Source organism: Nocardia sp. CA-120079, from assembly GCF_050955745.1.
GTDB lineage: Bacteria > Actinomycetota > Actinomycetes > Mycobacteriales > Mycobacteriaceae > Nocardia.
The window spans coordinates 4,068,430-4,090,238 of the sequence record NZ_CP192088.1; the positions used below are offsets into that span (position 1 = coordinate 4,068,430).

The 21,809-nt window shown below is 65.2% G+C and carries 22 protein-coding genes; 17 read left to right on the top strand and 5 right to left on the bottom strand.

Annotated features, from left to right (window positions below; translation table 11 throughout):
* Nucleotides 1-9: 9 nt before the first annotated feature.
* Nucleotides 10-1,884: a S8 family peptidase gene (locus ACQPYR_RS18510; protein WP_433633830.1), complete on the bottom strand. Its 1,875-nt coding sequence runs from the start codon at nt 1,882-1,884 to the stop codon at nt 10-12.
* A 178-nt stretch (nt 1,885-2,062) separates the two neighbouring features.
* Between ACQPYR_RS18510 and ACQPYR_RS18515 the strand changes: the two genes are divergently transcribed.
* The 3 genes from ACQPYR_RS18515 to ACQPYR_RS18525 all read left to right on the top strand — a co-directional run bounded on the left by ACQPYR_RS18515 (nt 2,063) and on the right by ACQPYR_RS18525 (nt 4,191).
* Nucleotides 2,063-3,118, top strand: a complete 1,056-nt coding sequence (locus ACQPYR_RS18515; protein WP_433633832.1) for an endonuclease/exonuclease/phosphatase family protein — start codon at nt 2,063-2,065, stop codon at nt 3,116-3,118.
* A gap of 168 nt (nt 3,119-3,286) precedes the next feature.
* Nucleotides 3,287-3,748: an SRPBCC family protein gene (locus tag ACQPYR_RS18520; RefSeq protein WP_387283901.1), complete on the top strand. Its 462-nt coding sequence runs from the start codon at nt 3,287-3,289 to the stop codon at nt 3,746-3,748.
* 287 nt (nt 3,749-4,035) lie between these two features.
* Nucleotides 4,036-4,191 (top strand): DUF6131 family protein, encoded by a 156-nt coding sequence (locus ACQPYR_RS18525; protein ID WP_387283899.1) that lies wholly within the window; start codon nt 4,036-4,038, stop codon nt 4,189-4,191.
* 72 nt (nt 4,192-4,263) lie between these two features.
* On the opposite strand, the gene ACQPYR_RS18530 is transcribed toward ACQPYR_RS18525, so the two are convergent.
* The 3 genes from ACQPYR_RS18530 to ACQPYR_RS18540 form a co-directional block, all read right to left on the bottom strand.
* Entirely contained in the window at nt 4,264-4,668 is a 405-nt protein-coding gene (locus ACQPYR_RS18530; protein ID WP_433633834.1) for a hypothetical protein, read from the bottom strand.
* A 123-nt stretch (nt 4,669-4,791) separates the two neighbouring features.
* A complete protein-coding gene (locus tag ACQPYR_RS18535) occupies nt 4,792-6,156 on the bottom strand; it encodes a flavin monoamine oxidase family protein (protein WP_433633836.1) in 1,365 nt (454 codons plus the stop codon).
* A 155-nt stretch (nt 6,157-6,311) separates the two neighbouring features.
* Complete coding sequence (locus ACQPYR_RS18540) at nt 6,312-7,298, bottom strand: hypothetical protein (protein WP_433633838.1); 987 nt, start codon at nt 7,296-7,298, stop codon at nt 6,312-6,314.
* Nucleotides 7,299-7,875: 577 nt separating this feature from the next.
* Here ACQPYR_RS18540 and ACQPYR_RS18545 point away from each other — a divergent pair.
* The 14 genes from ACQPYR_RS18545 (at nt 7,876) to ACQPYR_RS18610 (ending at nt 20,667) form a co-directional block, all read left to right on the top strand.
* Nucleotides 7,876-9,279, top strand: coding sequence for a cellulase family glycosylhydrolase (locus ACQPYR_RS18545; protein WP_433633840.1), 1,404 nt, complete (start codon nt 7,876-7,878; stop codon nt 9,277-9,279).
* A gap of 521 nt (nt 9,280-9,800) precedes the next feature.
* Nucleotides 9,801-10,778: an acyl-CoA desaturase gene (locus ACQPYR_RS18550; RefSeq protein ID WP_433633842.1), complete on the top strand. Its 978-nt coding sequence runs from the start codon at nt 9,801-9,803 to the stop codon at nt 10,776-10,778.
* A 12-nt stretch (nt 10,779-10,790) separates the two neighbouring features.
* Complete coding sequence (locus tag ACQPYR_RS18555; RefSeq protein ID WP_433633844.1) at nt 10,791-11,048, top strand: acyl carrier protein; 258 nt, start codon at nt 10,791-10,793, stop codon at nt 11,046-11,048.
* A 2-nt stretch (nt 11,049-11,050) separates the two neighbouring features.
* On the top strand, nt 11,051-11,950 hold the full coding sequence (locus ACQPYR_RS18560; RefSeq protein ID WP_433633846.1) for a class I SAM-dependent methyltransferase: 900 nt from the start codon (nt 11,051-11,053) through the stop codon (nt 11,948-11,950).
* The gene (locus ACQPYR_RS18565; RefSeq protein ID WP_433633848.1) at nt 11,947-13,206 is read left to right on the top strand and encodes a cytochrome P450; all 1,260 of its coding nucleotides are present in this window, start codon (nt 11,947-11,949) and stop codon (nt 13,204-13,206) included. Before ACQPYR_RS18560 ends, ACQPYR_RS18565 begins: the two co-directional genes overlap by 4 nt.
* The gene (locus ACQPYR_RS18570) at nt 13,203-13,940 is read left to right on the top strand and encodes a thioesterase II family protein (RefSeq protein WP_433633850.1); all 738 of its coding nucleotides are present in this window, start codon (nt 13,203-13,205) and stop codon (nt 13,938-13,940) included. Before ACQPYR_RS18565 ends, ACQPYR_RS18570 begins: the two co-directional genes overlap by 4 nt.
* An 8-nt stretch (nt 13,941-13,948) precedes the next feature.
* Nucleotides 13,949-15,676, top strand: a complete 1,728-nt coding sequence (locus ACQPYR_RS18575) for a fatty acyl-AMP ligase (protein ID WP_433633852.1) — start codon at nt 13,949-13,951, stop codon at nt 15,674-15,676.
* Nucleotides 15,677-15,680: 4 nt separating this feature from the next.
* Nucleotides 15,681-16,136, top strand: coding sequence for a PaaI family thioesterase (locus tag ACQPYR_RS18580; protein ID WP_433633854.1), 456 nt, complete (start codon nt 15,681-15,683; stop codon nt 16,134-16,136).
* A 5-nt stretch (nt 16,137-16,141) separates the two neighbouring features.
* The gene (locus tag ACQPYR_RS18585; RefSeq protein ID WP_433633856.1) at nt 16,142-17,350 is read left to right on the top strand and encodes a cytochrome P450; all 1,209 of its coding nucleotides are present in this window, start codon (nt 16,142-16,144) and stop codon (nt 17,348-17,350) included.
* 30 nt (nt 17,351-17,380) lie between these two features.
* Complete coding sequence (locus ACQPYR_RS18590) at nt 17,381-18,196, top strand: alpha/beta fold hydrolase (protein WP_433633858.1); 816 nt, start codon at nt 17,381-17,383, stop codon at nt 18,194-18,196.
* Between the two features lie 141 nt (nt 18,197-18,337).
* A complete protein-coding gene (locus ACQPYR_RS18595) occupies nt 18,338-18,559 on the top strand; it encodes a hypothetical protein (RefSeq protein ID WP_433633860.1) in 222 nt (73 codons plus the stop codon).
* A gap of 216 nt (nt 18,560-18,775) precedes the next feature.
* A complete protein-coding gene (locus ACQPYR_RS18600; protein WP_433633862.1) occupies nt 18,776-19,477 on the top strand; it encodes an SDR family oxidoreductase in 702 nt (233 codons plus the stop codon).
* Nucleotides 19,478-19,505: 28 nt separating this feature from the next.
* On the top strand, nt 19,506-19,928 hold the full coding sequence (locus ACQPYR_RS18605; protein WP_433633864.1) for a tautomerase family protein: 423 nt from the start codon (nt 19,506-19,508) through the stop codon (nt 19,926-19,928).
* 262 nt (nt 19,929-20,190) lie between these two features.
* Nucleotides 20,191-20,667 carry a hypothetical protein gene (locus ACQPYR_RS18610; protein ID WP_433633868.1) on the top strand — a complete coding sequence of 159 codons (477 nt, stop codon included), beginning with the start codon at nt 20,191-20,193 and terminating at the stop codon, nt 20,665-20,667.
* A gap of 14 nt (nt 20,668-20,681) precedes the next feature.
* Here the strand turns inward: ACQPYR_RS18610 and ACQPYR_RS18615 are convergent, their stop codons facing one another.
* Nucleotides 20,682-21,749 (bottom strand): serine hydrolase domain-containing protein, encoded by a 1,068-nt coding sequence (locus tag ACQPYR_RS18615; protein WP_433633870.1) that lies wholly within the window; start codon nt 21,747-21,749, stop codon nt 20,682-20,684.
* Nucleotides 21,750-21,809 lie beyond the last annotated feature (60 nt).

Genomic DNA, 21,809 nt, shown 5'->3' on the forward strand with positions numbered 1-21,809 from the left:
TCGCCAGATTCAGACGGATTGGAGGGCGCGCATCAGGTCGACGAGTCCGCCGCCTTCGAGATAACGGTCGCGACCCAGCGGCGTCGCCGACTCGACGAAGATCCGCTTGACCGATTCGGGGTCACTGATGAACTCGCGCCGGACCGACAGGAACGCCGCGATGGCACCTGACACATGCGGGGCGGCCATGCTGGTACCGCTCTGCTCGATATACACTGCCGCGCCTTCCTCGTGTCTGCCCAACGATCGAAAGGCGTCTGCGCCGAGCTCGCCCGCGGCAGCCGATGTGATGCGTTCGCCCGGAGCGACCAGGTCCGGCTTCATCCGCCCGTCGCCCGTCGGTCCCCGCGACGAGAAGTAGGAGATCCCATAGGTATGTGGCGCATCACGGTGCGTGGAACCGACGGTGACCGCACGTTTGGCGTTTCCCGGATCGTTGATCGTCATTCCGGTGCTGAACCGGGTCGGTGCGTTCTGGTCTTCGACGAAGAGGCTGACGTAGGCCGAGTTACCGGCCGCGACGACGACGATGACGCCACTGCGGACGAGGTTGTCGACCGCGATGCACAGCGGGCTGCTCCCGCACGCGTACCACGCCGGGTCGAATCCGTAACCGAGACTGAGGTTTACGCCGTGGATCCGGGGCGCGTTGTCGCCGGCCGCATTGACCCTGCGCACATATGACAGAGCTTGGATCACGCGCCCGACCCGCGCTGTCTCGTTGCCCTTCGCGCCGAGTACCTTGAGGCTCACCAGCCTCGCCCGTGGTGCGATCCCGGACAGGCGCGCAGGCTCGACGACTGTGCGCCTGCGCAGCTCGGCTCCGTCGGCGGTGTTGTACCGATTCTCGGTGACGACAACCTTTTTCGCCCATCCATTCAGTCCGCCGGCGATGATCCCGGCGACATGGGTGCCGTGGCCCTCCTCGTCGAGCAGGGCGCCGTCACGAACGGGAGGTCCGTCTCCGGGGCACGTGCGATGCAGATCGCGCACCGATGGATGGGTGAGGGTTTCGTTGGTGAGGAAATGAGGATGGTTGCGGTCTATGCCCGAATCCACGACGGCCCAGACGATTCCCTCGCCGTACGCGTTGAACGATCGTTGGGCGGCTTCGGCTTTGATCGTCACAAAGGACTGGTCGATCTGACCGTGGATCTCGAAGTCCGGCCAGATGCGCTGCATTGCCCGCGCCGACATGTCAGACGCCACGGCATCCGCCGCCACCAGCCCCTCGATCTGGTCGGGGGCCAGCCGCCCCGTTGCGTACTCGTCGGTGAGGCGGTAAGGGGCACCAGCGGCCGCGGCGAGCTTCCATAGCTCTTTGAGCCGGTTGAACGCGGCATTGAGGCCGCGGCCGTAGCTCGAGTTGAGCTCGACCATGACCGATATCGGATCGTCGGCCCCGGCAGGTAACGCGGTACCCGCCTCCACCGCTCGGGCGAGCCCTGATCTGCGAGTCTCGAGATGCGCGCGCAACGGGGGAGCGATAACGCCCGCGACCGGCAACCTGCCCGGCGCGCCGGTTGCCGTCATCCGCCCCCGCGTCGGAACGTAGGCCGCCGCGCGCGCGATCGCGTCGGGCGCCTCGCTCCGGCCGAGCGCGGTCAGTGCGATCGGTGATCCCGTCACGACGAGTCCGTCGTCACCGAGCTTGCTCAGCGCGTCGGAGACCGCGACCCACCACATCGGCTCACCGGCCATCGAATCGCGTTCGCCTGCCTCGAACTTGGCGGCAAACCGCGCGGCGATCATCGTCAGCAATCTCTTCTGGTTCACCGTCTTGCCCACCGGCACGGTGTCCAGGACCGACAGCACTCTGTCTTTCCAGACCTCGATGTCACCACCCATGGCCCCGGCTCCCGCACGTCGTTCTTCGATGCTCATCGTCAGTTTCCATCCGCCATCGTGCCTGGTCACGGGTAGTTCACTACTCGAATCTCGCGATGCGGCGACTCGCTGTGAATGCGTATCGACCGAGCGGGCGCACGAACGAAGTCGGACGCACCTCGCGAATTCACTCGAGCCCGATCGCCGGCGTGATGTGGGAGGCCATGATGGGTTGATGAGGCGAAGCGACTTGGGGTCGGCAAGGGCAGCGGACGGCGGAGCGCTCGAGGCTGGTTCGGAGATTTCCGCCGCTGCCGCACCCGCGGCACGCGAGATCCGGGTGCTGGCATTGAACACGTGGCACAGCGGTAGCAAGATCTCCACCGGTATTCAGCTGATCACCGATCTCATCATCTCGACACAGGCCTCGATCGTGCTGCTTTCGGAGGCAACCGAAGCGACCACGGCCGTCGCGGCCGAACTGGTGCGGCGGGGGCGCGAGTTCAATGCCATTGCCTCGCACGACACCGGAATTCTGTCGGTGTTTCCGGTCCAGGACAGCACCGACCTGCAATGGATGGTCAAGGTGCGGTTGAACATCGGCGGAAAGCGCCTCACCGTCTACTCCGCGCATCTGGAGTATCGCTGGTACGCCTCCAACCTGCCCCGAGGCTACGGTCCCGGAGTCCCGGCGCCGGGCGAGTTCGCCGCACACGAGTGGAACAAACTGCCCGACGGACCAGTGACCGACCTGGCCGTGATTCAGCGCATCAACGCGGCCTCGGGCCGCCCAGAGGTCATCAGCGACTTTCTCGCCGACGCGAAAGCCGAAATCGCCGACGGGTGTTCGGTCATCATGGGTGGCGATCTGAACGAGCCGTCCCTGTTGGATTGGACGCCCGCCACAGCGAAGTTGTTCGACCACAACGGTGTGGTGTCGGCGTGGGAGACCACTCGGCGCCTGCAAGAAGCCGGTTTCATCGATGCCTATCGATCGATGTATCCAGACCCGGCCACCCATCCGGGACTCACCTGGCCTTCGGACAACATCGATGTGAATGTCTCCGAGCTCGCCTGGGCTCCTGAGGCCGACGAACGCGACCGCGTCGACTACATCTTCGCTCAGGGCGCCGCCCTGTGTCTGTCCGCCGTCGGCATCATCGGCCCGCGCGGGTCCATCGTGCGCGGTGCCCGACTGCAAACGACGACCCAGGACAACTTCGTCGCCTCGCCTGCGCAGTGGGTCAGCGACCACAAAGGCATCTTCGCGACATACCGACTCACCGACTGAACGGCGTTATCTCTGGATACCGCGACAAGTCTGTCCAGCGGCGTTGTTTGGCTGTCGGAATGCGGGTTATCCGCCAGAAGACCGGCAGGAAACAAGCAGGTCGGACATATTCGACCCCGACCGAACGCATAAGCGGCGGCATCGGGACGAGCTCGGAAAGGAACTGAGATGAGCACCGTGGCAGCGACCGTCGATGTCGAAGTACCGGTTCGCACCGCCTACAACCAATGGACACAGTTCGAGACATTCCCGCAGTTCATGGTCGGCGTGGAGGCGGTAGACCAACTCGACGACAAGCACACCCACTGGCGTATCCACGTTGGACCCGCGACCCGGGAATTCGACGCGACCATCACCGAGCAGCATCCCGACGAACGTGTCGCGTGGAAGTCCGACAGTGGTCCCGATCACGCGGGGGTGATCACTTTTCATCGTCTGGACGACACCCATACGCGGATCACCGCGCAAATGGAGATCGATCCGGAGGGATTCGTGGAGAGCGCCGCCGATAAGCTCGGCGTGCTGAAGCACCGCGTCAATGGCGACATGCAGCGCTTCAAGCACTTCATCGAAGGCCGGCAGCAGGAAACCGGCGCGTGGCGCGGTGATATTCCACGCCCTGACGCGTAATTTTCCTCGATCAACTCGGATTGCCGGACGACGCTCGCCGCAATATCCGCGCAAGTCCCGCGAATGGGCCTATCGCCGTTGCCGATCGTGTGTTGGCGAGCAGAACACGATCGAGCTCGATAGGCGGGGTGTGTACATCCTGGATCTCGAGGCGTCTACTGGAATATGCAGCACACGGGTTGATCATCGTGGCTGTTGCTTCCCGTGGCCGTGGCTGGGTAACCGATACCAGCACCGGAGGGTTTCGGAGACCCTTCGAAAACAGCAGCGAAACGAGGTAGCTGGCCATGATCATTCTCGGAATCATTCTTCTTATCGTCGGGTTCATATTCAGCATCCCGATCCTGTGGACCATCGGGATCGTGGTTCTGATTATCGGGCTCGTGTTGTTCCTATTGGGGTCGACGGGCCGCGCCGTCGGCGGCAGACGCCATTACTACTGACCCTTGGATCGTGAGTACCGGCGCCTGCCCTATGTCACCGACCATGACAGCAGCGGCCGCACGGGTGGTTCCCTATTGCATGGCGAATAGCTTCGCCTGTCCGGATACAACCGTGTCATTGCTGTCGACAAGTGCGACGCGCACCTGGACTTGACCCGACCCCAGAGGTGGCTGTCCAGGGGTGTCTGTCATCGCGATGCTCGCATCGTGTTGGGTATTGTCGCAGGTGACGGCGTTCTGCGTGCCCTGGGCGGCCGGGCCGTCGGCGGTGGGTTCGCCCATCATCGCCCGAATGCTGGTCACCCCGTCGGAGTTATCGCAGCTGTAGGTGACTTGAACTATCGTCGGTCCGGCGCGGGAGATATCGATGGTCGCAGCGGCGAGAGCGGGAGCAGCCGATACGACCATGGCTGTCGCCATTGTTGCGAAGACGGTCGCGACGTGGTTGGTGCGCCGATAATTCCGGGTAGTCGTCATGGATCTCGGTTCCTCCTGTGTGGCGGGGATGAATCGCTGAACACAACGGGAAGAGAACGCGGCATTGGCCGCACTGCACGTATCCATGGTGCAGCGTTCGGGACCGAGCGGGTGGGGAAACCGCTAGACCACGATCGCGGTTTCGTGCGCGAGCACTTCACTTGCCACCCGTTCTCCCGAGCGAACGGCTCCGTCTACCCAACCGCACATGACGGCAGAGCTCTCGGTTCCGGCCCAATGGATGCGGCCGCACGGCTCCCGCAGAGCATGGCCGAACTGGGTCAGGACACCGGTGGGGGCGTGACTCAGCATCCCGCCGCCGGAGTAGCGCTCGACAGTCCAGTTGTGCTCGACGTAGTCGACGGGGGAGCCGGCCATGTCGCCGAACCGCTCGACCAGCGCGCCGAGTACCGCCTGCCTTCGTTCGGCCTCGTCGAGTTGTCCGACTTGCCGCGCGATGGGTCCCTCGACGATGACACATAGGATCCCGGGTCGCCCGGTATCCGTGCAGGCATCGATGGTGATGGTCGCGGGTGACCCCGGTGCGGCCGACTGTCCGGACAATCCGTCGCGCCGCCAGAACGGCTCGTCGTACACGGCGGCAATCTTGATGATCGAGCCGCTCGGCATCCGCTGATGCAGAAACGATCGATCGACCGGCAGCATGGGCTCGTACAGAATATGACTCGCGATGGCCAGGGGAACCGCCACGATCGCCCGACGCGCGCGCACCGTCACCTCCTCCGCCCGCACCGTGACACCGGCGGAGTCCTGTTCTATCCGGCGAACCGGCTGCGACAGGTGGATCGAGCCGCCGAGCTCGGCCGCCATCGGCCGGTAGATTGCACCCATGCCGCCGACCGGCCGAGCATCCTGCGCGCCGTCCTTGACGCCGAGAACGAAGTTCGGCCCTCCCGCCGAGGCCATCTGGTACAGCACGAACAGTAGTGACACCTCCGAGGCGGCCGAGGTGTAACAGCCCGCGACGGCGGTCTCGAGCAGATCATGGGCGGGCCTGGACAGCACGTGGTCGTCCAGCCACTGCGCCAGGCTGAGCTGGTCCAATCTGCCTGCCTGCTTCGATGCCCACGGCGCGTCGAGGGGAACCGACTCGCACATATGTCCCAGCTCCAATAACGCAGCACCGAGGTTCAACGCCGCCCACGGGCTCATCGTCCACGGAATCGTGCCCGTGTAGCGGTGCTGCTTGCCCTCGACCACCATGATGGCCTCACCGTCGGTGTACTGCTGGTAACTCGGTACCCCGAACTCGTCCATCAGTGCGTGGATCCGGTCTTGCCCCGGTCCTACCCACGCGCCACCGCGATCGAGCCACGACCCGTCGGCACGCACTTCGGTGAATGTGCGCCCGCCCGGCCGGTCGCGGGCTTCCAGTACCGCTACCGATCGACCCGCCTGTTTCAGCCGCAGTGCCGCTGTCAGTCCTGCGAAGCCTGCACCGATCACGCAATAGTCGACATCTGTCATGGCGAGCTGTCCTCGTATCGCAGTTCTGCGCACGCCGTAGGACCAGCGCACGATCGCGGCACCCTCGACACAACGGGTGCACATCACCTTCGATCAGGTAGACGGGTCGAATATTCAGCAATTCTAGAGCGAATTCCGAGGCAGAATAAGCCGTGTCAACGGTTCGGCGTGAACGGTTCGGTCCCGAGCACCAGGCGCAGACCCGAAATACCGGAATGCGCTCGGGTGTAAGCCAATTCGCGGCTGATGTCACCGACGTTGTTGACTATGGGAACCGAAATGGCGAGCGTTGACAGAGTGCCGAGCGCATTGCCATCGCTGTCGAGGAAGGCGCTGCCGCTATCGCCCGGAATGCCGGGGATGGTCGCGACAAACGCGTGGGTCCAGCCGCTGGCAGCGACATCGTCGATCTTGCTTTCACCGATCTGAGGGGACAGGCCGGCGATTCCGCCACGCAGAATTGAGTTCCAGTAGCTGTAGAGGTGGTCGCCGGCATTCGTGCCGCTGGTGTTGATGCCGACCGGGCCGCCCCAGTGCGGCAGGCTCGGATTGACTTTCCCGATGTCCTCCGGCGCGAGCTTCACCAGCGCCAAGTCGTTGTAGGCGCAGGCATTTCGGTCCTGCTCGCCGTTTTCCTGCATGGTCAGCCAACTGCTGTACGCGAGTTGCCCGGCGGCGGTCGTCGCGCCGGAAACCGGCGAGCCGTTGCGGTTGAAACTCACGGCGGTTCCCAGCGGGAGGCTACCGGCGGTGCAGCCATCGGTGTCGGTGACGAGTCCCGTGGTGCCGCAGTGGGCCGCCTGGCCGATGTACACATGGCCGGTGTCATCGATGAAGACGTAGTTCGCTGTGCATTGGACAGCGCCGTGGGTATAGGTCTGTATCCCCGGGGTGATCGCGGCGGAGGCGGCGGGCGCCCATTGATGTCCGGCCTGGTCGGCGGCAACGGTCGTCCCGTAGCCGGCGCCGAAGGTGAAGGCCTGCCGTTGCGGTGACGCAGACGTCGAGGCCGAAGCATGGTTGTCTGCTGTGCTGTCGGTGCCGGGCTGGTTGCCGCAGCCGGCAGCCAGGTACGTGCCGGTCGCTGCGAGGACGCAGGTCACCGGAATGGCGAACGCGCGGCGAAAACTGGACAGCAGCATCGATGGTCTCCTAGTGGTTGTGAGGTGGACGATCTAGCGCGGGGTGTGGCTGCGGATCGCAAAGCGCCGAGCGCAACGACGTTGCCCAGCGATTGTCATCCGGTTTCCTGCCCACATCGCGTCCTTGGTCGGCTGGCTTCGGCCGTTGCGCAAACTTGTGGCGATGCTCGAACCGGTTTCGGGCTCCGGCGGGCGGCTGCCGTGCAAAACCGGATGACCAGCTAATCTGAACCTCATTCGTTTGCCATCACGTTGTGGTCAGGTATTGCCAACAAAGTCGATCAGACACTGAGATGAAGCCCCGCAAATTCTCAGCATAACTTAGCGGAACCGGCTCGGCGGAAGAGCATTGCGACCTCTCTCTCCGAGGCGATGTTCGAGGCATGCGACGTCGGCGGTGTGCGGCGGAGTGTCGTGATCGAATCCGGTCGGCGGCATATATAGCATTTCCGCATCAGCGCCGTGGTCTAGACCATCTCGTTGGACGGATTTATCCGCGCACGGGGGGCTGCCGTGTATCGGAGCGCTTCGCCAGGTGTCGGTGCCGTAGGCGCATACTCGTCGAAAGGTTTGCGCGATGACCATGATGTCCGCGACAGCGCGGTGTCTCGGGTTGGTGATGTTGCTGCTGGGACTGACCACACCGGCCGAGGCGGCACCCACGGCTCCTGAACTGGGGCACGCGGGCCGCTGGCTCACCGACGAGCAGGGCCGGGTGGTCACCTTGCACGGTGTGAATCTGGTCTACAAGTACCCGCCCTACTTCCCCGCGGCGGGAGGTTTCGGCGACAACGACGCCCAGTTCCTCGCGGACAACGGTTTCAACGCGGTGCGGCTGGGTTTCGCATGGAACGCGGTCGAGCCGCAGCCCGGCGTGTACGACGACAACTACATCGCGCAGCTCGAGCAGACCCAGCAGTTGCTGGCCCGGTACAACATCTACAGCCTTGTCGATTCCCATCAGGACGGGTTCAACGAATCGGTGGGCGCGAGTTGGAGCGGGTTCCCCGACTGGGCGACGTTCACCGACGGGTTCCCATTGCCGCCGAATCCAGGCTTTCCGCTGGTCTACTTCACAAGCCCCGCGCAAAACCAAACGTGGGCGAACCTCTGGCACGACCATGCTGCGCCCGATGGCATCGGGCTGCAGGAACACTATGCGGCCATGTGGGCGCATGTCGCGCAACGCTTCGCAGACGAGCCGTACGTGCTGGGCTACGACCTGATCAACGAGCCGTGGCCCGGTTGGGAATACCCGACGTGCTTTCCCCAGGGCTGTCCCCAGTTCGAGGGCGGTGTGCTCGCGCCGTTCGAAGCAAAAGCTATGAACGCGATCCGACGAGTCGACCCGAACCACCTGCTGTTCTACGAGCCGTCCGTAACCAACGACTTCGGTACGCCGAACTGGATGCCGAATCCAACCGGCGATCCGAACGCGGGGATGAGCTTTCACGACTACTGCGTCGGACCGGTCGACACCTGTGTGAGCAACGGATTGGATCGCGCCGACGCCGAGCGCGTTGTCGGGCTGGTGACCGAGTTCGGCGCGACCAAAGATTCGGCGAAACTGACCGGTCTCACCGATAGATTCGACGACCACATGGCTTCCTGGCTGTTCTGGTCCCGACCGCAGGACCGGACACCTGGTCATCCCCAGGAGCCGCCGACCGGCCCCAACCTGATGGACCCGGCGATCGTCCGGCCATATCCACGTGCGATCGCAGGCACCCCGCAGCAGTGGCACTACGACAGCACGACCGGGACGTTCACCCTCCAATTCAGTACCCGCCGCGCCGATTTCGGTGAACCGTTCGCACCTGGAACCCGGACCGAGGTGTATCTGCCGCAGAGCAACTACCCCAACGGCTACCGGGTCGAAATCGGGGGCGCTGACGTCGTGTCCCTACCCGATGCCCGGCTGCTTCAACTCACCGCCACTCCCGGACAGGACACTGTGCAGGTGACCGTGACGCGACGGTGACCGGCGCCCTGGGCCGGGTTGCGCGCGAGGGCGAGCAGGCCGGTCGCGATGAGATTCATGCGCGCATGCCTTCGAAAAGGCACCGCCCAATTGCCGGCCCGGTTTTATGCCCATGCGGCGCGCTACGTCGATGTGGCGTGGCGGATGTCCACCCGCGCCGACCTGAACCATCCCGCGTGGTCGGGCGGCGAACGCCTCGAATCCGTTTGCTGAATTCCTACGTGACACGCGCACATCGTGCCGCGCACGTCGACCCCACCCTCGCCCGTACGTTCATGCGGGTCGCCAATCTGGTCGACCCGCCCGAAACATTGCTGAAGCCCGCGACAGTTGCGCGGATATTGTGGCGCAGTCGTGGCATTGATCTGCCTGCAGAGTAGTTCGGCACCGGGTCGCGATCAGCGATTTCGATCTTGCGATCGGTAGCACTCGGTCCTGCGATGGCGGTCCGGTCGCCGAGGTTACGGTCGAGGGGTCCCGCTGGCGAAAACGGTCTCGGACCGATGAGGTGTAGTCGAGTGATGGCCGAAGATAATCATCCGAATGGCGACTTGCCCGAGCCGCGTAGGAAAACGATCAGCAGTCCATACATTCATCGGCTGCAGCGTCGGCATTTTCTTCTTTTCGATATTCTGCCGATTCTCGGCACGGCCTGCGCATTCGCGTTTCTCGCGGTACGTCCGTTCGGCGTAATGGAATTCGGGTTGCTGTTCTCGATGTGGCTGGTGACCGGGCTCGGCGTGACCGTCGGCTATCACCGGCTGTTCACCCACCGCACCTTCAAGGCGGTGCCATGGGTCGCCGGGCTACTGGCGATATTCGGGTCGATGGCCGGACAGGGCGGCGTGGTGTCCTGGGTGGCGCTGCATCGGCGGCATCACGAATACAGCGATCGCGAAGGGGATCCGCACTCGCCCAACCTATCCGGCGGTGGTCTACTCGGTTCGCTGCGGGGCCTCGTGCATTCGCATTTCCTGTGGATGCGCCGCCACGAATACCCGAACGTCGTGCATTACGCTCCCGACCTCATCAAGGATCGCGGCTTGGTGCGGATCGCCCGCCTCTACTACTACTGGGTGGGGCTCGGGCTGCTCATCCCCACGGTGATCGGCGGGCTGGTTTCGCTGAGCTGGACCGGGGCGGTGAGCGGTCTGCTGTGGGGCGGTCTGGTGCGGATCTTCGTACTCGAGCACATCGTCTGGGCGATCAATTCTTTCCTGCACATGTTCGGTACCCGCCGCTACGCATCGCGGGAGAACAGCCACAACGGCGGAATATTCGCCCTGGTGACGCTGGGGGAGTCGTGGCACAACAACCATCACGCATTCCCCGAATCGCCTTCCTTCGGTTTGGACTGGTACCGGCTCGATCCCGGTTTCTGGCTCATCAAACTGCTGGAGATATTCGGTCTGGCCTCGGATCTGAAAATGCCGTCCGCGCCGCGGATGGCCGCCAAACGTATTTCCGGAAACACTGAACCCGTCGGTAACGCAGCGTGAGGAATACACCCAGTGGACACAAGTAGAGACGCCATCGTCCGGTGGTGCAGGGAATATCTCGGAAATTTGCTCGAGATTCCGGCGGAAGCGGTGGACCCGGCCGCGGACTTCGACCGGATGGGAGTCGACTCCGCTCTCGCGGTTGCGTTGCTGATCGAAGTCGAGGCGCGCTATGGCGTCGATCTGGCGCCCGAGGATCTCTTCGAGAACCCCAATATCAACGCGGTGGCCGGCTATCTGCACGAGCAGAGCCGGCGGAGCGTGGCGTAGCCGTGTCCGCGACGATCGGCGATGATCGCGCTGATGCGGCGGCGGCCGCGATCCGGCACCACTACGACGCGGGCAACGACTTCTATCGGCTGTGGCTCGATACGTCGTTGAGTTACTCCTGTGCGTTGCGTGAGAGCAGCGCCGACACCTTGGAAGCCGCTCAGGAACGGAAATTGCGGTTCCATCTGGACGCGATCGGCGCCGACAGCGCCGCGGCGGTGCTGGACATCGGGTGCGGGTGGGGTGCGATCCTGCAACGCCTGTCGGAGCAGCGCGCGGTCGCGCGGTCGGTCGGGCTCACCCTCAGCGCCGAGCAGGCCGAGTTCGTGCGGTCGCGCGACTTTCCAGGCATAGAAGTGCGGCTGGAGAACTGGATGCACTACGAGCCGGACATCCGTTTCGACGGCATCATCTCGATCGGCGCCTTCGAACACTTTGCCCGGCCGGATGATTCGCCTGCCGAGAAGATTCGGGTGTACCGGGAGTTCTTCACCCGCTGCCGCAACTGGCTGAACGACGACGGCGTGCTGTCGCTGCAAACGATCGTCTACGCCAATATGGAGCGCGAGCATGCGAACACGTTCATGCAGCGGGAGATCTTCCCCGACGCGGACCTGCCGACGCTCGCCGAGATCGCGGCCGCGGCCGAAGGCGTCTTCGAGATCCGCTGCCTCACCAATGGGCGTCTCGACTATGCGTGGACCTGCGAGGAATGGGCGCGCAGACTTCGGGCGAACCGTGCCGAAGCCGCCGAGATCGTCGGCACCGAGGTGGTCGCTCGCTACGAGCGCTACCTCAAGCTCTCCGCGCTCGGCTTCCGGATGGGCAAGATCGGTCTGCTGCGGCTCGTGCTGGCACCCTATGGCGACGGATTCTTCGGTCGAGGAGTGCGGGCCGGATGACGGTGCGAACACCCGGCCAGGCCGAGCCGATTCGGCCACGTGTCCGGTTCAACCCCTTCAGCGCGGAGTTCCGCCGCGACCCCTACCCGCTCTACCGGCAACTGCGTGAGACCCAGCCGGTGCACAAGACACTGGGGATGTGGGTGCTCACCCGACACAGCGATGTGCGCGGGGTCCTGCACGACCGCTCGTACAGCGCTGGACTGATTCCGCGGCTGGTGGGCGAGCAGGCCGAGCGATTCGGGCAGCACAATGTCGCGCGGATCGAGCGGCTGGGCCGTAAGTCGTTGGTGTTCACCGACAATCCGGACCATGCACGGCTGCGCGGACTGGTGAATCGGGTGTTCACCGCCCGGGCGGTCGCCGAGCTGCGCCCCCTGGTCACCCGGGTCGCCGAGGACCTGATGCGGCGAGCCTGGAACGCGGGCGGCCTGGACGTGATCACCGAGTTGGCCGCGCCCTTGCCGGTGACGGTGCTGTGCGAATGGATGGCCCTTCCCGGCGACCTGCGCGAACGGGTCGGCCCATGGACCCACGACATTCGGTTCCTGCTGGAACCAGGACTGATGAAGGCCGAGGACTTGGCACGCGTCTGTGCTGTGGTCGAAGAGTTCGCTACCGCCCTGGACGGGGTGCTCGCCGAGCGCCGATCCCGGCCCGGCGCCGACCTGATCAGTCGGCTGCTCGCCGCGCGCACGGCGGGTGGCGACATGCTCAGCGACGAGGAGCTGATCTTCGTCTGCATCATGTGTTTCGTCGCGGGCAACGAGACCACGAAATCGTTGATCGGTAACGGTGTGCTGGCACTGCTGCGGCATCCGGATCAGGCCGCGCTGCTGCGGCGCAGGCCCACGTTGGTCAGGGCCGCCGTCGTGGAGGCGCTGCGTTATGACTGTCCGCTCCAGCTGACCAAACGTCTGGCCACCCGCGACGCCGATATCGATGGGAAACGGGTATCGGCAGGCGACCAAGTCCTGGTGTGCCTGGGCGCCGCCAACCGCGACCCCGCCGTCTTCGACCGACCCGACGAGTTCGATCTGACCCGCACCGCAGGCAATCATCTCGCCTTCGGCCACGGCATGCACGGTTGCCTGGGTGGGCTGCTCGCCGAACTGCAGGCGGAGATCGCTTTCGAATACTTGTACCGGCACTCACCGGACCTGGAGTCACCGGATGGCGAGTTGGCATGGCAGGACCACAGTTTCATTGTTCGTGGGTTGAAAAACTTACCGGTCACACTCCGGAGCGTCCGATGACCGTCCTGCGATCGACTAGGACCTGGCTGCGGCAGGAGCGCGCCGAGGCCCCCGTACAGCTGGTTTGCATACCCCACGCTGGTGCGGGCGCGTCATCGTTCAACCGCTGGCTGGACCTGTTCCCGCGGGACATCGCCGCGGTCCGGGTCCAGCTCCCCGGCCGGGAGGATCTGTCCGGCGAGCAGGCGCTGCGCCGCGTCGGTGACGCGGTGGACGGGTTGATGCCGCAGCTCGAGCAGCTGGGCGGTGCGCGAGTGGCGATCTACGGCCACAGCATGGGAGCGCTGGTGGCGTTCGAGCTGGCCCGCGCGCTCGCGGCGGCGGGCAGACCGGCGACGCACCTGTTCGTTTCCGGCCGTCGTGCGCCGCAATTGATTTCGAGCCGCACACCGATTCACCATCTGGCCGAAGACGATTTCGCCGCGGCGCTGACCGCGATGAACGCATGGGGTGCGGCGGGACGCAGCGCCGCCTTCCTGCGCTACGCACTACCACTGACCCGCGCCGACCTGGAGCTCTCCGAGGAATACCACTATCAGCCGCTGCCCAGGCTGGGCTGCCCGATCACGGCGTTCTACGGCACCGAGGACCCGGTGGTCGACCCGGCCGAGATCGCGGCATGGCATGAGCTGACGGGCGGCGGCTTCGCGATCCACGGATTTTCCGGCGATCACTACTTCCACCATCGGCATCGAGTGGCCATCGCGGCGGCGATGACTACCGCATTGTTGTGAGGACCGACGTGCCGCACCCAATCCTGCTTCCCGACATCCTGCAGCGCCGCGCCGTCGACGAGCCCGACCGGACCGCCTATGTGTTCTTGGACGAGAACGGTTCGGAGACAACCACACTGACCTACCGCGCATTGCACGACCGGGCGCTGGCGGTGGCGGCGGAGCTCGAATCCCGGTGCGCGCCGGGGGACCGCGCGCTGCTGGTGTTCCCGCAGAGCCTGGATTTCATCGTCGCGTACTTCGGTTGCCTCTATGCGGGTGTCATCGCGGTGCCGCTGAATCCGCCGCGCCGCGACAAGGTGCAGGAGGCGACGCGAGCCATCACCGTCGACTGCGGGCCAGTCGCGGTGCTGACGCTCGGTGCGATGATCGCGACGCTGCGACCGGCGCTGGCGCCGATCTGTGCGGCCCGGCATTGGCTTGCCGTCGACGAGTTGCCCGTGGCGGGGGCGGGCGTCACGCCCACCGTCGCCGAGCTCGATGCCGTCGCGTTCCTGCAGTACACGTCCGGTTCCACGGCGGCTCCCAAAGGGGTCATGGTCTCGCATCGGAACTTGATGGCGAACGAGGAGATGATTCGGCAGGCGTTCGGCCACGACCGGGACTCGACCGTGGTCGGCTGGGCGCCCTTCTTCCACGACCAGGGTTTGATCGGCAACGTGCTGCAGCCGCTGTATGTGGGGGCGACCAGCGTACTGATGTCGCCGACGACGTTCATTCGCCGACCGCTGCTGTGGCTGGAGGTCATCTCCCGGTATCGCGCGCACACCAGCGGTGGCCCCAACTTCGCCTTCGACGCCTGTGTCGCGCGCGCCGCGGGAGAGGTGCTCGAGTTGGATCTGAGCAGCTGGAAGGTGGCGTTCAACGGAGCCGAGCCGATCCGCGCCGGGACTTTGTCCCGATTCGCGAAAACCTTCGCACCGCACGGGTTCGATGCTCGGGCGCTGTATCCGTGCTACGGCCTCGCCGAGGCCAGCTTGCTCGTCGCGGGCAGCCGGAAAGGGCGCGGTCCGCTGACGCTCGACGTGGATCCCGATGCACTCGGCTGCGGTCGTTACGCCGATGCGGCGGCCGAGCGGGCCCGCACCCTTGTCGGCTCGGGGCGTGTGCTCGCGGAGCAAGAACTGCGCATCGTGGATTCCGAAACCGGGCAGCCCTGCCCGCCGGAACGGATCGGCGAGATCTGGGTGTCGGGAGAGCATGTCGCACAGGGCTATTGGGAGAAGCCAGCGGCGACGGCCGAGACCTTCCACGCGCGATGCGCCGACGATCCCGCCCGAACCTACCTGCGCACCGGCGACCTCGGTGTCGTGGTGGACGGTGAGCTGTATGTGGTGGGCCGGCTCGGGGACCTCGTCATCGTCCGCGGGCGGAACTATTACCCGCACGACATCGAACACACCGTTCAGTCCGCGCATCCCGCGCTCCGGATCGGCGGTGGCGCGGTGTTCTCGGTGCCCGGGCGTGACGGCGAGAAACTCGTTGTGGTGCAAGAGGTCAAGCGTGACGCGCCGGAGGCCGATGTCGCCGACATCGTGGGCGCGGTCAGGACGGCGGTCGTCCGGGAGCACGAACTGGCCATCGGCGAGGTGGTGCTGACCACGGCCGGCCAGGTGCAGAAGACCAGCAGTGGAAAGATCATGCGTTCAGCAGCCAGAAAACGGTATCTGGCAGGCGGATTCGGGACCTGGTCACCACACGGCGAAGAATCCGTAGAACTTCGAGCAAGGAGCTGAGCACATGCAGATCTGGCAAGCGGAAAACCCCGATTTCGAAGCGGCCGTGACGGGCGCGGTGCTCAGCATGCCCGCTGCCCAGCATTTGGGTTTCGAATTCGGTCGGGTGGCTCCCGGCGAAGCCGAGATAGTCCAGCCGCATCGCAAGGAACTCACCCAGCACGACGGGTTCTTCCAGGGCGGCGTGCTCGGCTCCCTGGCAGATTTCGCCGCCGGTTCCGCGGCCGGGACCCTGCTGCAGCCGGGATGGGTGAACATGACGATCGACTACACGGTGAAGATCCTCGCCCCGGCGAAGGGCCCGAAGGTCGTCGCCCGCGGCCGGGTGATCAAGCCGGGCGCGCTCATCACGATCGCCGCGGCAGACGTTTACTCGGTCGACGAAGACGGCGAAACACTCTGTGCCACAGCACTTGTGACCATGCGAAACGTGAAGCTGTTCAAACCGGACCGGGAGTAGTGGCCATGACCTCCGACGCATTCGTGTTCGACCCGTTCGTCGCGGGCTTCGCCGCGGATCCATATCCCCACTATGCCCGGCTGCGCAGCACCGCACCGACGCACGAGCATCCACTCGGGTTCTGGATCGTGTCGAGGTACGAGGATGTCGCCGGGCTGCAGCGCTCGGCGCAGTCCGTCGACGAGCAGTACTTGACCCGGCTGCCGTCGTGGAAGAGCGACAGCAGCAAGCTCGGCAAAGAAAACCGCATGATGCGCGGACTATCCATGCTGGACCGGGATCCGCCCGATCACACCCGGCTGCGCCGCCTGGTCGCCAAGGCGTTCACGACCCGCGCGATCGAGGCGTTGCAGCCGAGGGCCGAGGCACTCGTCGACGCCGCCTTGGACCGCATCGCCGAGGCGGGCACCGCGGATGTCGTTGCGGAACTGGCGTTTCCGGTGCCGTTCGGGATCATCTCGGAGATGCTGGGTGTCCCGGTAGTGGAGCACACCCGGCTGCGCGAACTCACCGCGATTCTGGTGCTGGCATTGGAACCCCTTTCCGATCCGGACCTGCAGGCCAAGGTCCGGTCGGCCAACCAGGAATTGTTCGCGATGGTCGGTGAACTGGTCCGCTGGAAACGCGCCACACCCGGCGACGACCTGCTGACCAGGCTGATCACCGCCGAACACGAGGGCGATGTCTTGAGCGAGGACGAACTGGTCGCCCAGGTCATGCTGCTCTACATCGCGGGCCACGAAACAACCGTGAATCACCTCGCGGGCGGGATCCTTGCCCTGCTGCGACATCCCGACCAGGCTCGACGGCTCCGGGAAGACCCGGGACTTGCCGACAACGCCGTCGCGGAACTGCTCCGATACGACACCCCGGTGCAACTGATGCGCCGGATCACCGTCGACCCCCTGCCCATCGGCGGCGCGGAGATCCCGCCCGGCAGTTTGGTGCTGGCCTGTGTCGCCGCCGCCAATCGCGATGCGGAGTTCTGGGGCGCGGACGGCGACGAATTGCGCCTCGACCGGCCGAACGCGCAGCAGAACCTCTCGTTCGGTGCGGGCATCCACCGCTGCCTGGGTGCGGCGCTGGTTCGGCTCGAGGCCCGAGTCGCCTTCTCACACTTCGTGGCGCGCTTCCCCGACGCCGTCGTCGAGGAACTGCGCTGGAACGGCCGGATCAACGTGCGTGGCCCCGCCGAACTATCGATCTCGGTGTAGCGCAAAGTTTTTCGGGAGACGGACGCAATCGTGCCGACAATAACGATCGATGGCGCACAGATCGCCTACACCGACACCGGAGCCCCGGCCGACCGGCCGGAGGCGGCTACCGTGGTATTCGGTCACGGACTGCTGTTCGGCGGCTGGATGTTCCAGCCGCAGATCGAGGTCTTGCGCGCGCACTACCGCTGCATCACGATCGACTGGCGAGGGCAGGGCGCGAGTCCGGCAACCACCCGCGGCTATGACATGGACACCCTCACCGGCGACGCCGTCGCGCTGCTCCGGCGCCTCGAGGTTGCTCCGGTGCACTGGGTCGGTCTGTCCATGGGCGGCTTCATCGGGCAGCGAATCGCGGCGCGCCACGCCGCGCTGCTACGCACACTGACGTTGTTGGACAGCAGCGCCGAGCCAGAGGATCCGAACAAGATCGGCGAGTACAAGCGGCTGGCGCTGGCATTGCGACTGTTCGGTGCCCGACCGATTCTCGGCAAGATCGAACCCCACCTCTTCGGTCCGAGTTTCCTCGCGAACCCCGCCAACAGACCCGCGATCGACAAGTGGGCCGCCGGCCTGGGGCGCTGCGATCGTGCGGCCGTGCGCAAGGCGGTGCTCGGTGTTGCCGATCGTGCGTCGGTCGAGCACGAGATCACCGCCATCACGGCGCCGACGCTCGTGGTCGTCGGCATCGACGACACAGCGACGCCGCCTGCGCGATCCGAGCGCATCGCCGAGTTGATCCCGGGCGCTCGACTGCACACCATCGCCGATTGTGGCCACACCAGCAGTTTGGAACAGCCGACCGCGATCACGGCACTGCTCCAGGATTTCCTCGGCAACCATTGACCGATCCTGATCGCCGGCCATGAGCCGACCGATTGACCAGCAGGCAGACACCGGACAATATGAATCATGGGTGTCTGTCAGATGTACGAATGTCGAACTGCTCGATGCCTGTCGGAACGGACAGCCTGACGCGAGCATCGAGTGCGTGACGAATCCGATGTGGCCCAGGCGCGCGTCTTCTACAGATTGCTCGAAGCCGAGGCCACTGCCCTTGATGCAATGCTGCGAACCCAGCTGACCCGGCGCGGGGCGCCGCGGGCGACCACCGAGGCCCGGTTGCTGGATCGGGACATGCGCGAGGTGCGCCGCTGTCTGGCTCAGTTGCTCGACCGATTCCCGGAGCTGGGCTCGAACGAGCGCTGAGATCCGCGCGCCGACTTGCTCCGCACGATTCGAATACCCAGCCGGCTCGGGCCTCGATATCAGAGCGTGGCAGTGATGCTTCAGCCGCGCCCCGCCACCCTCTGCCGCTGACCCGACGTGTCGAATGCCGCGCTGGGGGTCGGCGTTGTCGTGTGAGCGGAACGTTGGCTATAGTTTTATATAGTCAGCTACAGCGAACGAATCAGGAAGGCAGACATGACCAGAATCGAAGGTGCTATCGCCCTGGTGACCGGCGGGCAACGCGGCCTCGGCCGAGCATTCACCGAGGAACTCCTGGCGCGTGGCGCGGCCAAGGTCTACGCAACCGCTCGCAAGCCCGAGGCGGGCGATGATGCTCGCGTCGTCCCGCTCGAACTGGAGGTCACCGACCCGGATTCGGTTGCGGCGGTGGCAGAACGGGCCGGTGATGTGAACATCGTTATCAACAACGCCGGTGTACTGCGCCCCGCGCCGCTGCTGCATGCCGAAATGGCCGATGTGGTCGAAACATTCGAGACCAACGTCTTCGGTCCCCTGCGCATCGCCCAGGCATTCGCTCCCATCCTCGCCGCCAATGGTGGTGGCGCACTGGTGGATATCCACTCCGTGCTGTCCTGGAGCTCGGGGGCCGCGGCCTACGGTGCGTCGAAGGCCGCCCTGTGGTCTCTGACCAATTCCCTGCGCATCGAACTGGCGGCGCAGGGCACCCAGGTCGTCGGTGTCCACCTCGCCTTCGCCGAGACCGACATGGTGAAGGCCATAGACGCCGTCAAGCTCAGTCCCGCCGTGGTCGCCGCCGCACTCGCCGATGGCTTGGAGCAGGGTGCGCACGAAGTCCTCGTCGATGAGTTCACCCGGCAGGTGAAGGCATCCCTGTCCGGTCCCGTCGAAAACCTCGTCCTGCCCTTCCGTCGCTGAGACGCCGCTTCGCCCAAAGGAATTCGCCATGCCGCTCTGGCACATCTACCACCCCGCGAACACCTACACCCCGCAGGACAAGCAAAACCTCGCCCGGGACATCACCGCCTACTACGCCCGCGTCGGCCTGCCGGAGTTCTACGCCGTAGCCCTCTTCCACGAGGTCTCTGCCGACTCCTTCTACGTGGGCGGCAAACCCACCGCCGCCTCGGTGCGCGTCACCATCGACCACCTCGCCCGGCAACTCGACGACCCCGAAATGCGAAAGCGCATGACCCGCGGCCTCGACACCCTCATGGCCCCCTATACCCACGACCGCGGTCTGTACCTGGAATTCAATATCAACGAGGTCGCCCGCGACACCTGGATGATCGCCGGGCTCTTCCCGCCGCCGATCGGCAGCGATATCGAGCAGTCCTGGGCCGAGGAGAACAAGCCCATCCCGTACTGAAGTCGGCGGCGGCCCCCGGACCGGCGTACTTGTCCCCGCAGCGCGTCCTGCACATCATCGGCGCCGCCGCTCGCGGTCTCGATCACGCGCATCGGGCAGGCATGCTGCACCGTGACGTCAAACCGGCCAGTATTCTGGTCGAATCGATTGCAGGACAACCGGATCGGCTGTCTTGGCGATCGCGAGTATTTTTGTGCTGAACCGTAATTCGACCCAGCCTCCGGCGTCGTCGCCGACGGACGTGCTGTCGAGCGTGCCGTCCGTGACCGAACCGGTCGACCCGAATTCCTGGGCGGCGCACGAGCGGGTGATCAAGGCCTTCCCGCAACTGCTTCCGAAAACGCAGACCGACAGTGGTTTTCAGGGTCTGCGATGCGTCGCGATCGATGGCGATCAGCGGCCGATCGACGCGAGACAGACGCGGGATTCGATGAACTCGTTGGCCTGCAACGGAAACCGAGATCCGGTTGCCCGCATCCTGGTGCGGTGCGGGATCGACAAACCGGCCGACGAATTCGTGCCGTCGCAGGGCGGATCCTTCGTCGGTGCGGAAAGCTGGGAGCGGCCAACGGGAAAGGGTCATGCCAGCTGGTACGACACCATCGGCGTGACCGGGCCCACCGGAGAGCTACTGGTCCGATTCGACGACCCCGCGCGGACGAACTGCACCATGGGGGTGTCCGGCGGCACCTCGGGCCAGGACCTCTACGAGCGCTGGTGGCGCGACGCACCCGTGTGAGATGGTGGTCGCCGTCAGGTGGTCAGTGCATCGTAGGCGGCGATCACGATGCTCAGGGCTCGCATATTGTCGTCGGTCCACAGCACCTGGTTCATCACATACGACACTGTCATGCGGTGCTCGAAATCGACGAGCACCAGGGAGCCGCCCCATCCGCCCCAGGAGCAGGTGCGACCCTCGAGGCGGTAGCCCATGCCCCAGCGGATCGGCCGTTCCAGCACACGATCCCGGCCGTGGAATTGTGCTTCGAATACGCGATCACAGCCTGGCTGCGACAGCAGGCGAACACCGCCGACACTGCCGCCGCAAGCGAGTATCGACTGGACCGCGGCGACCGAGCGTGCGTTGCCGTGCCCGTTGATGGCCGGGATCTCCGCGCGCCGCCACGCCGAGGTGTTGGCGTCCGACACTCCGACCGAGAATCCCTCGGGGCGGTCCCCCTCGGGCGCGGGGACGAGCGCGGCAACGCGATGGTCGTGCTCGGGGGATAGCCCTATGTGGAAGTCCGCGCCCAACGGCGCGGCCACTTCCTCGGCGAAAAATGTGCCCACGCTGCGTCCGGTCACCCGGGCGATGACCTCACCGACGAGGAAGCCGAAGGTGATCGAGTGGTAACCCCCCTCGGTGCCCGGTTCCCATTGGGCAGGCTGTTCGGCAAGACGCGCGGTGGCGGTCGGCCACGAGTACAGGTCGGCGGCCGCGATGGGGTCGTCCCATACCGGCAGACCCGCGGTGTGACCGAGTAGATGCCGTACCAGCACAGCGTGTTTGCCCGCTGCCGCGAACTCCGGCCAGTACCTGGCGACCGGCGCGTTCAGATCGAGTTCGCCACGGTCGGCCAATATCAGCGCGCACAATGCAACCATCGTCTTGGTCGTCGACCAGACGTTGACGATGGTGTCCGCCTCCCACAGCACGGTGCGATCCGCGTCGGCGTAGCCGCCCCAGATGTCGACCACGGGTTCGCCGTCTACGTACACCGCCGCCGACGCGCCGACATCGTCGGCGTTCAGCGATGCTGCGAGTGCCTCGGCGACACCGGCGAACCGCGCATCGTAGGAACCCCGCACATCGGTAGTCACGGGCCCACCGTAGACCGCGTTCACCGGACGGCACCAATGATTTTCACTGCCGCCCCTCTT

Coding starts and splice junctions, on each gene's coding strand:
- ACQPYR_RS18535 (WP_433633836.1), bottom strand. CDS start 6,156: ATGACAGATGTCGACTATTGCGTGATCGGTGCAGGCTTCGCAGGACTG.
- ACQPYR_RS18580 (WP_433633854.1), top strand. CDS start 15,681: ATGCAGATCTGGCAAGCGGAAAACCCCGATTTCGAAGCGGCCGTGACG.
- ACQPYR_RS18600 (WP_433633862.1), top strand. CDS start 18,776: ATGACCAGAATCGAAGGTGCTATCGCCCTGGTGACCGGCGGGCAACGC.
- ACQPYR_RS18515 (WP_433633832.1), top strand. CDS start 2,063: ATGAGGCGAAGCGACTTGGGGTCGGCAAGGGCAGCGGACGGCGGAGCG.
- ACQPYR_RS18550 (WP_433633842.1), top strand. CDS start 9,801: ATGGCCGAAGATAATCATCCGAATGGCGACTTGCCCGAGCCGCGTAGG.
- ACQPYR_RS18585 (WP_433633856.1), top strand. CDS start 16,142: ATGACCTCCGACGCATTCGTGTTCGACCCGTTCGTCGCGGGCTTCGCC.
- ACQPYR_RS18570 (WP_433633850.1), top strand. CDS start 13,203: ATGACCGTCCTGCGATCGACTAGGACCTGGCTGCGGCAGGAGCGCGCC.
- ACQPYR_RS18540 (WP_433633838.1), bottom strand. CDS start 7,298: ATGCTGCTGTCCAGTTTTCGCCGCGCGTTCGCCATTCCGGTGACCTGC.
- ACQPYR_RS18530 (WP_433633834.1), bottom strand. CDS start 4,668: ATGACGACTACCCGGAATTATCGGCGCACCAACCACGTCGCGACCGTC.
- ACQPYR_RS18605 (WP_433633864.1), top strand. CDS start 19,506: ATGCCGCTCTGGCACATCTACCACCCCGCGAACACCTACACCCCGCAG.
- ACQPYR_RS18520 (WP_387283901.1), top strand. CDS start 3,287: ATGAGCACCGTGGCAGCGACCGTCGATGTCGAAGTACCGGTTCGCACC.
- ACQPYR_RS18510 (WP_433633830.1), bottom strand. CDS start 1,884: ATGAGCATCGAAGAACGACGTGCGGGAGCCGGGGCCATGGGTGGTGAC.
- ACQPYR_RS18565 (WP_433633848.1), top strand. CDS start 11,947: ATGACGGTGCGAACACCCGGCCAGGCCGAGCCGATTCGGCCACGTGTC.
- ACQPYR_RS18525 (WP_387283899.1), top strand. CDS start 4,036: ATGATCATTCTCGGAATCATTCTTCTTATCGTCGGGTTCATATTCAGC.
- ACQPYR_RS18545 (WP_433633840.1), top strand. CDS start 7,876: ATGACCATGATGTCCGCGACAGCGCGGTGTCTCGGGTTGGTGATGTTG.